We start from the raw sequence: 16,260 nt of genomic DNA on the forward strand, positions 1-16,260 counted from the left end.
ATCTCGTGAAACTGCGAGGTGCTTTTTTTGTGAATAATCATAGGACACGGATTACACTGAAGAATCAAAACTACTAGATTTACAGGGAAGAAGACTATTAGTATTCACCATTGATTCTTACATTGTTGTATATTAAAGATTTTCAGTGATTTCAGGCATAGAATTCACCAGTGTATCAGGTCCATGTATTTAACAAGAAATATTTGGTGGCTAAAGACTTGACTCTATTGCAGGATAATCCCCTCTATAAGTAGAATTTAATTAAAGAGAAGACAAATAGGGGGTAAAGAAATATGGAACTTAAAATTTTCCTAACTGGCGATAATCACATCGGGCTAAAATACACTAGCTACCCAGACCACATAAAACAAGACCTCGTAGAGGCAAGGATAAACAATCTAAAGAACTTAGTAGAAGCTGCAAACAAAAACAATTGTCAACTATTTGTCATAGCAGGCGACCTCTTTGACAAAGTGAACATAGCAAAAAAAGATATAGAGAAAACAGCAAAGATACTTGGAGAATTCTCAGGAACTGTGGCAGTTATGCCAGGGAACCATGATTTCTATGATGAGATGCTTGATCTTTGGAAAGAGTTCAGCAATCACAAAGGGGAAAACACCATATTACTGAACAAATGGGCTAAGTACAATCTTAGGGACCACCATCAAGGGCAAGGGCAAGAGCAAGATTTAGAAGTAATCTTGTATCCCGCTTATTGTAACCAAAAACATTCAACACAAAACTGCCTTGACTGGATAAAACAACTACCCCAAGACGAGAAAGACAAAAACATATGGCACATAGGTATCGCCCATGGGTCCCTGCAGGGGCTGTCACCTGATATGGAAAATAAATACTACAATATGAGTGAAAGGGAATTAGAAAATATAGGCTTAGACTTATGGCTATTAGGTCATACCCATATACCTTATCCCCAAGAAAAACAAGTAAGAAACAAGAAAGTATTCAATGCAGGGACACCAGAACCAGATGGCCTAGACTGTCGCCATGGTGGAAACGCTTGGATAATAACCATAGACGAAAATAAAGAGGTAAATGCTGAACTCATTGAAACAGGTCAATATCGCTTTTATGACATAGAAAGACCTGTAACAGATGAAGAATCCGTAGAAAAAATTAAAAGAGAGCTTATTAAAGAGAACCCTGAAAATAAGATTGTAAGACTTACTTTAACAGGTAGAGTGGAAAAATCACTATTAGAAAACCTTGAAAATTTATACCACCATTTAACTAGCAAACTTGCTTACTTTGAAGCAAGGGAAACAATAAAGCTTAGAATAAATCAACAGGATATAGAAAAAGAATACACAAAGGGTTCGTTCCCATATCAGATACTAAACCAGTTGCTAGAAGAAGATGAAGATGCACTGCAACTAGCATATGACCTAATCAGGGGGTGTAAAGATGCTAATTAAAAGTTACCAATGTAGCCAATTTGGTGGATTAAAAAATAAGAGAATTGATTTAACCAGTGGACTAAATGTAATCTTAGGTCCTAATGAAGCTGGAAAAAGTACCATGGTGGAAGGCATATATTCCACAATATTTAAACAGCATAAGTTAAAAAACAATCTATCCACTGATAAAGAATTCAAAAATAGGTTTATGCCAAAACCATCTGGTGACTTCATAGATGGTAGTTTGTCTATAGATATGGACGGCAAAGAATTCGAAATAAATAAAGCATGGGGCAGCATTTCTCAAGTGAAAATGACACTACCCGACGGGTCGATAATTCAAGATGATAAAACCATAGATGAAGAACTCGGTAAAATTTTAAGTTTTGGTGAAAAAACATACGGAAATATCATATTCTCAAAACAACAAGATCTAAAAAAAGCCATAAATCTAATTTTGGAAGATAGTGAAACAACATATGATATAAGTGCATTACTTAGGAAAGTAGTCATGGAGTTAGATGGTATATCCATAGAAAAGCTACAGGATAAAATACAAACTCAATATGATGACTTATACAAAAGATGGAACGTGGAAAGTGATAGACCAGAGAACCCTAACCAACAATACAAGGTTGGGCTAGGGGAGATAATAAAGCAATATTATCAACTGACAAACAAAAAACAAGAAATCGCCCGTTGTAAGTCCATTGAACAACAACTAGACCAAGTGCGAACTCAACTTAAAAACATAGAAGAGAAAAGAAAGATAATTAATCAACAGGTAGAAACCTATAGTAAAATTGAACTAGAAGTGAACAAAAGGGCTGCCATAGAGCCAAAGCTCATTCACATACGAGAAAACGAAGTCAAAGCAAAAGAGATTGCCTCAAACTGGCCTAAAGCAGAAGTAAAAATAGAAATCCTAGAAGAAGAATTACTAGGAACCCAAAAAAACATAGAGAAGCTAAATATGGACCTAGCCAATGCAAATAAGCTGAAAGAAAAAGATAGACTGACAAAAATCATTACCAAAGTTGAAAAAAATCATGAAGAAATAAGAGAACTAAAAGACAAGGTATCTGCCATAGCTACAATTACTAAAACACAGATTAAGACTTTAGAGGGACTAAAGCAGACCATAGATTCATCAGAGACAGCTATAAAGGCTGGAAAAATGCAAGGGAAAATAATCCTTCAAAACACCAATATCTGGGTCACAAAGGATTTTGATGACAAAGAGCAAATTATAAATGACACAAACATAACTGCCAACGGTTATATAAAAATAGAAATGGAAGATAAAGTAGCAATTGAGATTCAATCAGGTGAATTTGACTTCCAAGAGCTTAAAGAGAACCTGACTCAAGCTCAACAACGACTTAAAGAAAACCTAGATAGTCTCAATGTTGCTAGCATAGAAGAAGGTAAGCTTAACCTTGAAAAACTCGAAAAATATACTAGGGAAATAGAAAGTCTAAAAAAAGAGACACTGAGTATACTAGATGGTAAAACCTATGAAGACCTAAAAGCAGCCCTAGAAGAGCTAGAGAAGATTAGCATAACAAAAAGCGTAGAAGATATAGAGATAGAAATTAGGCAAATGAGAAGTAGGGAAATGAAGTTAAGTACAGAGCATCACTCCCTTAAAGAGAAGATAACTGACTGGACTGCTACATACCAGGCAGCAGATAAATTGTTTGATAAAATGGCAGAATACAAAATGGAGCTAAACTTATTAGAAGGGCAGATCAAAAACCTTGCCCCTCTACCAGAGGAGTTTAGCACCACAGAAGAATTTTCTTACTTACTCTCAAAGTTAAGAAGAGAGCTAGAGGAGTACCAGCTACAGCACAACAAATTAAAGGATAAATACTATGAACTAGAAAAAGAAATGCCCGAAACCTCCACAGAAGAAATGTCAACAGAGCTTAAAGTCATGGAGGCTGACCTAGGGAAATTAAAGGAAAAGGGAAGAAGCCTATGTAAAGTAAAGAAGATCTTTGAAGAAAAATTAGCAGCAATGGACCAAGGCCAAAACTCCTTCGAACCACTAATCCAAGCATTTAGCAAATACCTAAACATCCTGACACAAAACAACTATAATATAAACGATTTAGACCATACATTTAAACTTGAGCTTCACAAAGGCAGTACACCAATGCCCATAGAGCTACTCTCATCTGGAACAAAAGACTGTGTAGCACTGGCCCTCAGACTTGCCATTATTGAAGTACTATATGATCAAAAGCCAGGAATAATAGTTCTAGATGACTGTCTAGTGGACCTAGACCCCCAAAGAAAAGAAAAGGCTATAGAATTAATACAGCAATTCGCAGAGAAAAACCAAGTAATCTTCACAACCTGTAATCCACAAACAGCAGAGCAACTTGGAGGCAAAACCATAAATCTATAATTGCACCAGGCCAGACACCCCTTTGCTGTCTAACAAAAGCGCAGTGGCCATTGTTGTAGGGGCTGGGCTCCGTACCTGCCCGGACCCACAAAGTGACTAATGATGGTTTAATCTCAGTAGACGTAAATACCTGAAGTTACAAACGAATCTATCAAAGAACAGAAGGAAGAAAAAGCCCCGGAAAAAGGGGCTTTTTCTTCCCCTAACCCCTAATATAGTTGTAGCCAAGGCTTAAGCCTTGGACCCAACAAAACTATCCTAAATAGTACATAAGTAACAACAAGCAGGAAAAACAGCCTTTGAAATCGAAATAACTATATAAATACCACTTGTTTGCACTAAGCTAAGGGAGGAAAAATTATTGATATACATACTTTACACAATGTTCTGTCTGATAATACTAGTACCGGTTATAGAATATTTAATACCTGGGGTAAAAAAGTCCTTCAACTTTTTGATATATACAATCACCATAAAAATAGTAACACTTATGCTTTTGCCCCTTGGCCTAAACATACCAATAGAAGAATTACTTCTAAGCATAAACCCAATAACAATAACAACGCCAGTAATAATGACTGTGGTAATAATTTACCACTACAAGCGGTTTAAACAGTTCACAACGAAACGTAGCCAAATTATATCTGGGAAATAGATGCTTTTAGCCCCTTTGTAAAGGGGCTAATTTTTTTAATATGGACTGAATCTAGCATTATATTAAAGTAACACACCAAGTCTTTGCCACTTCAAGTGGCAAAGACTTGGTATGGTTTTAGGCACCTTTGTACTTTAAACTTAAGGTGTACAATAAATGAATTCGAGGAGGAGTTACTATGAAAAAGTTCTTTATTAGTATTATGGTGATGGCCATAATGGTAGTATCCTTAACAGGATGTGGATCGTCTAGTGAAGATGTATTAACAGTTTATATTGGGTTCCAAGAAGACCATGCTGTTGCAGCACTAGATCAATTTACTCAAGATACAGGTATCAAAGTTGAAATGATACGTATGTCAGCTGGTGAAATTCTTGCAAGAATTCGTTCAGAGAAAGGTAATCCACAAGCATCAGTTTGGTACGGTGGACCTGCAGATACATTTGTTGCAGCTCAACAAGAAGGACTTCTAGAAGCTTATGTTTCTGAAAATGCTGATGTTATAGATCCAGCGTTCAAGGACAAAGATGGTTTCTGGACAGGTATCTATGTAGGTGCATTGGGATTTGCATCTAACAAAGACTTTTTAGAAAGAAACGGATTAGAAGCACCAACTAGCTGGGAAGACTTACTAAACCCAGCATTCCAAGATGAAATTATCATGGCTCACCCAGGATCATCTGGTACAGCTTACGCGATTCTTTACACAGTTCTTGAAGTATTTGGTAGCGAAGACGCTGGATTTCAGTACTTAGAAAAACTTCATCCACAAGTACAACAATACACCACAAGTGGTTCAGCACCTGGTAGAATGGTTGGAATGGAAGAAGCTGGAGTTGGACTGCTTTTTGCTCACGATATCATCAAGTACCAAGAAGAAGGCTTTGACAACCTTATATTAACAATCCCTTCTGATGGAACAGGTTATGAGACTGGTGCAGTAGCTCTGATCAAGGATGCTCCAAACCAAGATTTAGCTAAAGCATTTATCGACTGGACTTTAACAACTTCAGCACAAGAAGTAGGTCAAAGAACAGGAAGTTACCAAAACTTAACTAACCCTGATGCTCAAGAACCAGAAAAAGCAGTACGTTTATCAGACATCAATGTTATCAACTATGATCCTGTAAAGGCTGGTTCAGAACGTCAAAGACTATTAGACAAATGGGACGCTGAAATCTACAACAAATAGAAAATAAATTGACATTATTTTTTAAAAATAAATAAGCGGATAATGTCAAAGGTTATTAAAATCTTTGACATTATCTGTTTGAAAAGAGGTGTTAATGTGAATAAATCTAAAAAGAAAATAGCTCAAGACCCCATACTTATACTAACCATCATTTTAGTAGTGAGTTCCCTTGCCGTATTTATAGTATATCCTCTGTTTCAAATAGCGAAAGCAAGCTTTTTCAATATCCATGGTGAGTTCTCAATAGCAGGCTATCAAAGGGTATTAAGGGGAGGAAATCTTCTTAGAGCTCTAACTAACTCACTAAGGCTAGCCGCAATAACAGCAACACTTTCCACTATAATCGCCTATATATTCGCATATACCATTAACTATGTGAATGTACCATTTAAGAAAATGTTTAGCGGGATGGCCATATTGCCAGTTATCTCACCACCATTTGTAATATCCTTATCGGCAATTTTATTATTTGGTCGTAGAGGTTTTGTAACCTATCACTTTTTAGGAATGCAAAACGCAAACATCTATGGATTAAATGGACTTATACTTGTACAGACCCTAACTTATTTCCCTATTGCATTTATGGTGTTAGCAGGATTGTTAAAATCCCTTAGCCCAGCCCTAGAGGAAGCCAGTGAAAACCTAGGAGCAAGTAAACTAGAAACATTCCTTAAGGTAACTCTACCTCTTACAGTACCGGGCATTGCCAATGCATTTTTGTTAGTTTTTATTCAGTCAATGGCAGATTTCGGAAATCCAATGACAATAGGTGGAAACTACTCTACCATAGCAAGGGAAATATATCTTCAGGCAATTGGTAGTTACGATATGCAAGCGGGAGCTACCTTAGCTATGTTACTATTAACCATAACCTTGATAGTGTACGCCCTTCAGAAATTTTGGATTGGAAATAAAAGCTATATAACAGTAACAGGAAAGCCAACAGGTGTAAGAAAACTTGTTGAAAAAGGATTGTTTAAAAACGTAATGTTTGGTATATGTTTTGGGCTTTCAGCCATGGTAATGTTATTTTACCTACTAGTACCCATTGGATCATTCATTAGACTGTGGGGTGTAAATAATTCCTTTACAACAGACCATTATAAATACGTTTTTTCCATTGGTAGGAAACCACTGATGGACTCCCTAAAACTATCCCTGTATGCAACACCTATCTCAGCATTTTTAGGTATGATAATAGCATTTTTAACTGTTAGGAAGAAATTCTTTGGAAAAAGGTTCGTAGAATTAGTCAGTATGTTGGCAATAGCTATACCTGGTACAGTTATAGGTATTTCATATATACTATCCTTTAATGTTCGTCCACTAGCCCTAACAGGAACAGCAACAATTATAGTTGTTGCACTTGTGGTAAGAGCTATGCCTGTAGGTATGAGATCAGGTATAACAGCACTTCAACAAATTGACCCTGCCTTAGAGGAAGCTGCTATAAACTTAGGTGCAAGCCAGGCAAAGACATTTTTCAGTGTTGTAATACCACTAATAAAACCAGCATTTTTTAGTGGATTAGTATATAGCTTTGTAAAAAGTATGACTGCCATGAGTGCTATCATATTCTTAGTTTCAGCAAGGTACAACCTTGTTACTGCATCCATCTTGTCTCAAGTGGAATCAGGACGTCTAGGAGTAGCCAGCGCTTATAGTACTATACTGATTATCATAATGATTTTCTCGTTAGTGATATTAAATACTATCGTGAGAATATTCGGTGGCCACGAAAAAACTAACTCTCCTAAAATAAATAAGAAAAAACCCATAAATCTAAATCAAGGGGGTATGTAAGATGACAAAAGGAGTTACTTTAAATAAAACAACAAAAATTTTCGACCAAGAAACAAACAATCCTGTATATGCAGTCAACAGTATAGACCTTGATATAAAAGAAGGTGAATTTGTCACTTTGCTAGGCCCATCTGGCTGTGGTAAAACCACTACTCTACGTATGATTGCAGGATTTGAAGAAATTTCAGAAGGTGAGATATTATTTGGCACAGAAAATGTAAACCAGATTCCACCTAATAAAAGGGATTGTACAATGGTTTTCCAGTCCTATGCACTTTTCCCCCATTTAAATGTATTTGATAATGTAGCATATGGACTAAAGCTTAAAAAAACTCCCATGGATGAAATAAAGAAAAAGATAGAAAGTATTTTTTCCATCATGGGTCTAGAAGGCTATAGTAATCGTATGCCAAGTCAGCTGTCAGGTGGACAACAACAAAGGATAGCCCTAGCAAGAGCCCTAGTTATGGAACCAGGAGTACTACTGTTTGATGAGCCTTTGTCCAATCTTGATGCTAAACTTCGTCTGGTTATGAGGGATGAAATCCGTAAAGTACAAAAAAAGGTTGGAATCACCGCTATTTACGTAACCCATGATCAAAATGAGGCCATGGCCATGAGTGATAAAGTAGTAGTAATGAACAAAGGAAGAATAGAGCAAGTAGGAACTCCCATGGAAATATATCAAAAACCTAAGACTTTATTCGTAGCTGACTTTATAGGTGTAGCTAACTTCCTAGATGGAGAAATTAGGGAAGTAAATGGAAAGGATGTCACCGTTAAAATAGGTGAATCCTTAGTAAAAGTACCAGACATTGAAAATGTTGTAGTTGGTCAAAAGGTTACAGTAGTTCTCAGACCAGAAGCTATCCAACTTGCAAAAGGTGATGAAAACCAAGGGGTAGTAACAAAGAGTGTTTTCATGGGACAACATCAAGAATACGATGTGGAATTCCAAAATAAAAAGTTCCAAATAACTCAAGGAAACCCTGTTGCCCACGAGGTTTTCAATGAAGGAGATAAAGTATCCCTTAAGTTCTCTTCAGTACACATAATAACTGAATAATACACAGCAAAGCATAGTAGTCATAATTGGTGACATTTACTATGCTTTTTTTCCTTGCTAGTATTGGGATGTAAGCTATAATAGAATATAGAGGAGGAGAAACTTTCATGGGTAAAATTTCTTCTATAATTTTGATAATAGTTTTGATGACTTCAGTTGTATTATCTGGTTGTTCAGATAGGGATAACCAAACACAAGTATTAACAATATATGCTGGACTTTACGAAGATCACGCTATAAAAGCCATAGAAGCATTTGAAAAAGAGACTGGAATAAAAGTGAATTTTACCCGTTTGTCTGGAGGAGAGATTTTAAGAAGGATAAGGGAAGAAAAAGAAAATCCCCAAGCCAGTGTGTGGTTTGGAGGACCTGTTGATACCTTTATACATGCTAAGCAAGAGGAACTTCTTATGCCTTACTACTCCGAAAACAGAAAATTCATAGATGATATATATAAAGATGAAGAAGGACACTGGACAGGTATCTATGCTGGTTCCCTTGCTATAGTAAGCAATCGTACATGGCTGCAACAAAAGGGATTACCTGTGCCTCAATCCTGGGAGGAGTTGCTTCAATCTGACTATACTGGAATGATTGCAATGCCAAATCCCACAACATCAGGAACAGGATATACATTTTTAGCCACCATGGTTCAATTACTTGGCGAAGAGGAAGCCTATGATTATCTAGAAAAAATGCATAAGCAGACAGGCTTATATACAACATCTGGTAGTACTTCCGGGCGTTTAGTTGGAATGAGAGACTTAGGGGTAGCAATTTTGTTTGCCCATGATGCAGTGAAATTCTTTAAAGAAGGGTTCAATGACATAGTTATATCATTTCCTAAAGAAGGGACAGGCTATGAAATCGGCGCTGTAGCCATAATTAACAACGCACCAGAACTAGAAGCAGCCCAAAAATTCGTAGACTGGACTTTAACCAAACACGCTCAAGAGATGGGAAAACAGGTGGGTAACTATCACATTTTAACTAACAGTGATGCAGTATCACCCCTAGAGGCTTTTCCCCTATCCGAACTAAATGTGGTTAACTATGATCATGAATGGGCAGGTGTTCATAGACAAAGACTTCTAGAACGCTGGAAAAACGATATTTTTAGAAAATAAACAAGGAATACACAAAGAAAATACACTGCATACAATAGAGGTGTTAATATGATTTCCAGTAGACAAAAGACCATACTAGAACAACTAGTCCAGCAACAGGACTTCTTCACTGTAGACCAACTAGCCATTAAACATGAGGTATCTAACCGTACCATCAGAAATGATATATTAAATCTGGAACTATTCCTTAAAGATAATGGAATTGAAATAACTAGACATAGAAAAAATGGACTCAAAATAGAAATTTCCGACGAAAAGTGGCAGGAAATACAAACCACTTTACAAGAAAATTTCGTATACCTCTCCCCTGAGAACCGGTTTAAAGTAATAGCCAAAACACTTCTAAAAAAAAGTGAAATGAATTTTGAAGACTTAATGGAAGAGTTTAAAATCAGTGACAAAACATTGATAGCTGACTTAGCTGAGCTTAAACCTTGGTTTAAAAGAAACTCCTTAGATATAGTAAGGGAAAGAGGTAAAGTAATAGTGAAAGGTAGAGAGCTTGCAAAAAGACAAGCATACTTGCAACTAATCAAAGAGGAAACAACAGGTGAAAAAATCCTTGATTATATTTTAAATGATAAATCGAAGATTATGAACATACTACAGTGGAAAGAATGGTTTCAACCCAAAGAGATTAACTTCTTATTTGAAGTGGTACTAGAAATAGAAGATGCCTTAGCCATCGGATTTACAGATGATGGTTATGTGGCCTTAATTCTGCATATGTATCTATCCACTGAAAGACTAAAAAAAGAGTTTTTTGTTTCCATGGATGATAAGACCCTTAATGAACTGCTAAAAAGCAAAGAGTTTCAAACTGTAGAAAAAATAGTAAAAATGCGTGTGGAACCACACTTCAACATAAAACTACCACCATCTGAAATTGGGTATATAACACAACATGTTCTAACAGCACAAAGAAGTTATGAAAGGGACAAAGAGGATGAGGAATGTTTAGAACTTGCTAAACAGATAGTTATTGAAGTGGAAAAGGTTTTTTCCAAACCCTTGTTGGCAAATAACCAGATAATCAATAACTTGGCTATGCATCTAAAACCAGCAATCTATAGATTTAAGTATAATAAAAAAATATTCAATCCACTATTTGAAGAACTGAAGAAGGAATATGGCCCCTTACTGAAAATTATTAAAGAAAAGACAGATGAACTTCTTCATGAAAAAGGAATTTCCTTTGATGAACACGAAATAAGCTATATCGCCATGCACATAGGAGCAGGCCTTAGACACAATAAGAGCACACCAATCCAACACAATAAAAGGATAGCCATTGCCTGTAGTTCAGGAATAGGCACAGCAAATATTTTAAAAAGAAAACTACAAGATATGTACCCTAATATAAACATAGTAAAAAAATGTTCCTATAAAGACTTAAAGGATTTGACACGGGATAATGTGGATATAGTTATCTCAACCATAGATATATTTTATAACCTTTCAATTCCTTGGCTAAAAGTCTCACCACTTCTGACATCCGAGGATGAACAAAGAATAATCAATGCCCTAGGAAACCCTGAAAAAAACATTGATATGGAATACGATGTGATCCACTCTGTTAATGAGATAATAAAAATAGTTGAAGAACATGGTAAAATAAACAATCGTTTGGAATTATCAAAAAAACTACTAGGTTTTTTTAAAGGATCACCTAGAAATCAACTAACCTCCCATTATTCAAAGGGCATAGAGGAAATTCTAACTGAGGACTCTATCATACTGCAACAAAGCTTGCCTAGTAGTGTTGAAAACATGATTCGCATAGGTACAACACCTTTGGCTAAGCGAGGTCTCATCGGACTAGAATATGAAGAAAAACTAATAAAGATGATAAAAAAACCTAACCATCACTTTATGATAACAAATGGAGTTATTTTCCCCCATGCATCAAATGAAACAGGGGTATGGGGAACAGGAATGAGTCTTGTGACCTTTCAAAAACCTGTAAAGTTTACTGAGGTGGACAGGCCCTTATGGCTTATGATCACTTTAGCTGCAGAAGACGGAGAAAAGCATGTAGATGCGTTGGCCCAATTGATTGATGCACTAAATGATGAAGAATTTATAAGTATGCTTTCAATATGTAATAATCCAAAACAAATAATTAACTGGTTTCAAAAAAGAGAGGGTAGTTTACAATGAAAAAAATTCTAGTTGTTTGTACCAGTGGCTTAGGAACAAGTTTAGCTTTACGTCTAGTTATAGAAAAATTTGTTAGGGAAAATAACATTAAGGCAACTGTAGAACATACTGATATAGGATCTGCAAACTTCATGGGTGCAGACTTAATAGTGGGTGCCAAACAAGTTGTAAACTGTCTGCCTATACAAAATCATGCAGAAACTGTAGCTTTAGAAGATATAGTAAACCATAAATATATAAGGCAAATGTTAATGGACTGCAATACCATTAAAGAATGGATATGGGGAAAAGAGGAGTAGACTATGAATTTTTCAGATGCTATCAGTAGAGGCGTGTTAGGAGAACCTGCATTTTTACTAGGGCTCATTGCCTGTTTAGGTCTAATAATACAAAAACATGGTATCGAAAAAATTATACAAGGAACCATAAGGACCATACTTGGCTATATACTAATTCAAGTAGGAGCATCTGCTGCTGGGGTTTCTTTAGGTAACTTATCTTTACTGATCCAAAGGGGTTTTCAAGTTATTGGGATTATACCCCATAACGAAGTTATTGTTGCCTTGGCACAAATTAACTATGGAAGCTACATTGCCTGGATTATGCTTTTCGGTATGGTGATACACTTACTAATTGCACGGTTTAGTCCCCTTAAATATGTGTTTTTAACAGGTCACCATATGTTATTTATGGCTTCTATGCTTTCTGCTTTACTTGTTGTGTACCCTATGGAGAAATGGCAAATAATCATTATAGGAAGTGGGCTGTTGGCTGTTTCCATGTCAGTTGGTCCAGCTATAATACAACCTTACGTAAGAAAAGTAACCAAGAGTGATGATGTGGCAGTAGGTCATTTTAACAGTTTTGGATTTCTTCTAGCAGGTCTAATTGCATCATGTTTCAAAATTAAGGACAAAGACAAAGAAGAAAAACTGCCTGCCTTTTTCACAAGGATACAGGTTTTCTTCCAAGATCATATAATTTCAACAACTCTATTTATGGTAGGTTTATTTCTAACAGCCAGTTTAGTTGTAGGCTCAGAAAAAGTTGGAGAGCTTTTTATGGACCGACACCCCATAGTAATATCTATAATGCAGGGAACATGGTTTGCTGCTGGAGTATATGTGATACTCATGGGTGTAAGAATGCTTCTTTCCGAAATAGTACCTGCTTTCCAAGGTATCAGTGAAAAGATAGTGCCAAACGCCATAATCGCCCTAGACTGTCCCATACTATTTCCATATGCTCCAATAGCCTCCATATTTGGTTTTCTATTTAGCTTGCTAGGAGGACTATTAGCAATGCTAGTCTTTATATCCATACCTAATCAATACACTATAATCATACCAGGCATAGTTGCTCACTTTTTTTCAGGGGGAGCAGCGGGGGTAATAGCATACACCATCGGTAGAAAAAGAGGACTTGTTGTGGCAAGTATAATTCACGGTTTTGCCATCACTATCCTACCATATTATTTAGTGCGCATCCTTTCTGGATTAGGGTTCGTCAGAGCTACATTTGCTGACTCAGACTTTGCTATCTGGGGATTTATTGCAAAGTGGATACTAGAGAACATATTTAGGTTTTAGGTGAAGCTTAAAACTTAACAGTAAATACATAATCTCGCATAAACTAGGGAAATAATATACGATGTGTAATATATTATAAAACTGGGAGGTTATGGTATGAAACTAACTAAAGAAGAATATCAAAAACTACTGGACATGGTCTATATAGGGGATTGGGTTACTACAAACGATTCATCCGGTGAAGAAAGACCAGATACCCAAGAATATACTAATGCCATTAGCAAATTCCTTTCCTATGCAAAAGACTATGAATTAGAAGAACTAGTGGAACATTATGAAGATGGATTTGAAGTGAGCAGGAAGTTCGAAGATCAGTCTCGGGCACATAACTACATCAACCAATACGAAAATGAAGTTTTCTGGGACGAACTAGTTGAAAGATTAGCAAGGCGTGATATGGCAGCAAAACATGGCAAATCGGTGATAACTAGAGTATATAAAGACGAAAATCTTTTTAATGAACTAGAAACAATCAAACAACAATATGCCCAAGAATTTGAAACCAATGGATTAAAGAATATAAAATTATAGCTACAAAGGATAGAGACAAAAACCTAAAAACAATAAAATCAACTGGGTGATTTACTTACCAGTTGATTTTTTATTGCCAATTTACATGTTTAACGTCATTTCTTTAACCTGGGCAACATCCTTATCACCTCTACCAGAGAGATTCACTATAATGATTTTTTCTTTCGGCAAAGTTTTAACTAAATCTATTATCCTAGCTTTTGCTCCTTTGAAGGAAATCCTAAAAAAGAAGCGAATACATATAGTGAAACTCCTTGAAAGGAATGAGGGAAATGGAACTTTGGGATATATATGATGAGTACAGACAGAAAACACAAAAAAACCATGAACGGGGAAAACCAATGAAACCAGGGGACTACCACTTAGTAGTACATATATGGATAACAAATGATAAAGGCCAATACCTAATTCAAAAACGTCAGCCATGGAAGGAAGGATATCCTGATACATGGGATTGTGCTGCAGCTGGATCTGCAGTGGCAGGGGATAGCAGCAAAGAAGCTGCAGTAAGAGAGACAATGGAAGAAATAGGTGTTAGGATAGAAGAAAAAGACCTTGAACCTTTATTTAGTATAAAATTTTCTCGAGGCTTTGATGACATTTACTTGGTGCGAAAAAATATAAGTTTAACAGAATTAACGCTACAGGAAGAAGAAGTAGCAGATGCTAAATGGGCTACGGAAGATGAGATTAAAGACATGATCAGTAAAGGTGAGTTTGTTCCATACCACTACCTTGATGGGTTGTTGGATTTAGTTAATTCTAAAGTGATAATGAAAAATGCTACAATGGATGATTCTGATGTATTATTTGAACTGCAAAAAAAAGTTTTTATGCCATTGTACAAAAAGTACCAAGATCATAGCACAAGCCCTGCAAATCAGCCGAAAGATAGATTTTTAAGGAGATTTGAACTAGGGGAGTACTACAAAATTTTTTACGAAACAGAGTTAGTTGGTAGCGTTTTTGTCTATTTGAAAGAACCTGGTTTGATGAAACTACATATTATAAACATCCTTCAAGATTATCAAAACAAAGGTATAGCCCAGCAAGTTATGGAACGCTTAGAATTATTGTACCCCCAGGCAAAACAATGGGAATTAGAAACCATAAAATCCGAGGAACGTAACCTTTATCTATATGAAAAGATGGGATATGTCCAACAAGATAATAAGAAAATAATAAATGATAAGCTCCATATTGTCACTTATATAAAAGATAAAGGAATTAAAACAATACAAGGCTACTAAACTGAGTTAATAGTACCCTTGTTATTTTTTGTGGAAATTTGTTGTATGGAGGGACTAAATAGGATATTATTAGGAATGGGAAATAAATTAGCAACGTGGGAGGCACTTAATTGAACAGCAATATAATACTTAAATCCAAGTGGGGAATTTTCATGTATGTTTCTACTATCTTGATCCCAATACTGACATCAATTTTACTTGCAATAGGAGTACTACCCAATTTTGATCAATGGGGGAACGGTGTCACAGGTTTATTTACTGTGATATCTTTTTTGGGTCTAATCCTTATCACCACTTCTATTATAAGCATAGTTAAGATATCAAATATTATTGAAAAAGCGTATGCAAATAGCTTATATAAACCAGAAACTCAATACAATAAAAAGCGTTCTATGACTATCTTTCAGAAGATACTTAAGCTTCAAAGGCAAATGAGGATTATCAGTTTGGAAAACCAAATATTATACGATACAGCCTTGGCCATTCATACATCAACTTCTTTAAGTGAATTATTAGATACAGTTTTGGGAAGAATGAGAACCCACTTAGGTGGAGATTTTGCATATGTATGCATGCTTGAAGGAGGCAGTCTACATATAGAAAAAACTAATAGTTTTGACAAGTCTTCACTGCAAAAATCATCCTTTAGGGTGGGGGAAGGACTTGTAGGGGAATCACTATTAAAAGATCACCCAATAATAACAGGTGATGTTTTAAAGGACCCTAGATATATTAAAGTGTTTGAGGAATGTAAATCCCAACTGACTATACCACTTAAAGTATATAATCAAAAAATAGGTGTATTGGTATTGGGAAGTTTTAAAAAAAATCATTTCAAAAATAAAGATTTACTATTATTAAAAACAATTTCTAGTGAAATAGCTATAGCAATAAATAGTGCTAAATTAACTGAAGAACTTAGGTCTGAAAAAGATCAAATTCATACACTTTATAGTTCAGCTCAGGAAATAACATCTAGCATTGATATATCTGAAGTTATGGAAACAGGAATCAACACCATAACAGAACTTTCAGATGCATAAATTGCTC

At 35.8% G+C, this 16,260-nt stretch carries 13 protein-coding genes; all 13 read left to right on the forward strand.

From position 1 onward, the window contains the following. Positions 1-293 precede the first annotated feature (293 nt). The 13 genes from HYG86_RS13965 to HYG86_RS14025 all read left to right on the forward strand — a co-directional run bounded on the left by HYG86_RS13965 (position 294) and on the right by HYG86_RS14025 (position 16,253). On the forward strand, positions 294-1,439 hold the full coding sequence (locus tag HYG86_RS13965; protein WP_213166197.1) for a metallophosphoesterase family protein: 1,146 nt from the start codon (positions 294-296) through the stop codon (positions 1,437-1,439). After that, on the forward strand, positions 1,429-3,837 hold the full coding sequence (locus tag HYG86_RS13970; RefSeq protein ID WP_213166198.1) for an AAA family ATPase: 2,409 nt from the start codon (positions 1,429-1,431) through the stop codon (positions 3,835-3,837). Before HYG86_RS13965 ends, HYG86_RS13970 begins: the two co-directional genes overlap by 11 nt. Positions 3,838-4,198: 361 nt before the next feature. After that, positions 4,199-4,492 (forward strand): hypothetical protein, encoded by a 294-nt coding sequence (locus tag HYG86_RS13975; protein ID WP_213166199.1) that lies wholly within the window; start codon positions 4,199-4,201, stop codon positions 4,490-4,492. Between the two features lie 178 nt (positions 4,493-4,670). Further along, positions 4,671-5,684 carry an ABC transporter substrate-binding protein gene (locus tag HYG86_RS13980; protein ID WP_213166200.1) on the forward strand — a complete coding sequence of 338 codons (1,014 nt, stop codon included), beginning with the start codon at positions 4,671-4,673 and terminating at the stop codon, positions 5,682-5,684. A 96-nt stretch (positions 5,685-5,780) separates the two neighbouring features. Then, complete coding sequence (locus HYG86_RS13985) at positions 5,781-7,487, forward strand: ABC transporter permease (RefSeq protein ID WP_246451789.1); 1,707 nt, start codon at positions 5,781-5,783, stop codon at positions 7,485-7,487. 1 nt (position 7,488) lies between these two features. Further along, on the forward strand, positions 7,489-8,553 hold the full coding sequence (locus HYG86_RS13990) for an ABC transporter ATP-binding protein (protein ID WP_213166202.1): 1,065 nt from the start codon (positions 7,489-7,491) through the stop codon (positions 8,551-8,553). A gap of 107 nt (positions 8,554-8,660) precedes the next feature. Continuing rightward, on the forward strand, positions 8,661-9,680 hold the full coding sequence (locus HYG86_RS13995; RefSeq protein ID WP_246451791.1) for an ABC transporter substrate-binding protein: 1,020 nt from the start codon (positions 8,661-8,663) through the stop codon (positions 9,678-9,680). A gap of 48 nt (positions 9,681-9,728) precedes the next feature. Continuing rightward, positions 9,729-11,840 carry a BglG family transcription antiterminator gene (locus HYG86_RS14000; RefSeq protein WP_213166203.1) on the forward strand — a complete coding sequence of 704 codons (2,112 nt, stop codon included), beginning with the start codon at positions 9,729-9,731 and terminating at the stop codon, positions 11,838-11,840. After that, positions 11,837-12,139 (forward strand): PTS sugar transporter subunit IIB, encoded by a 303-nt coding sequence (locus tag HYG86_RS14005; RefSeq protein ID WP_213166204.1) that lies wholly within the window; start codon positions 11,837-11,839, stop codon positions 12,137-12,139. The genes HYG86_RS14000 and HYG86_RS14005 overlap by 4 nt, the downstream gene beginning before the upstream one ends. A gap of 3 nt (positions 12,140-12,142) precedes the next feature. Continuing rightward, complete coding sequence (ulaA, locus tag HYG86_RS14010; protein WP_213166205.1) at positions 12,143-13,429, forward strand: PTS ascorbate transporter subunit IIC; 1,287 nt, start codon at positions 12,143-12,145, stop codon at positions 13,427-13,429. Between the two features lie 96 nt (positions 13,430-13,525). Continuing rightward, positions 13,526-13,960: a hypothetical protein gene (locus HYG86_RS14015; protein ID WP_213166206.1), complete on the forward strand. Its 435-nt coding sequence runs from the start codon at positions 13,526-13,528 to the stop codon at positions 13,958-13,960. 272 nt (positions 13,961-14,232) lie between these two features. Next, complete coding sequence (locus tag HYG86_RS14020) at positions 14,233-15,210, forward strand: bifunctional NUDIX hydrolase family protein/GNAT family N-acetyltransferase (protein WP_213166207.1); 978 nt, start codon at positions 14,233-14,235, stop codon at positions 15,208-15,210. Positions 15,211-15,320: 110 nt separating this feature from the next. After that, a complete protein-coding gene (locus HYG86_RS14025; protein ID WP_213166208.1) occupies positions 15,321-16,253 on the forward strand; it encodes a GAF domain-containing protein in 933 nt (310 codons plus the stop codon). Positions 16,254-16,260: the final 7 nt, after the last annotated feature.

The organism is Alkalicella caledoniensis (assembly GCF_014467015.1).
In the GTDB taxonomy this organism is placed as follows: Bacteria; Bacillota; Proteinivoracia; order Proteinivoracales; family Proteinivoracaceae; genus Alkalicella; species Alkalicella caledoniensis.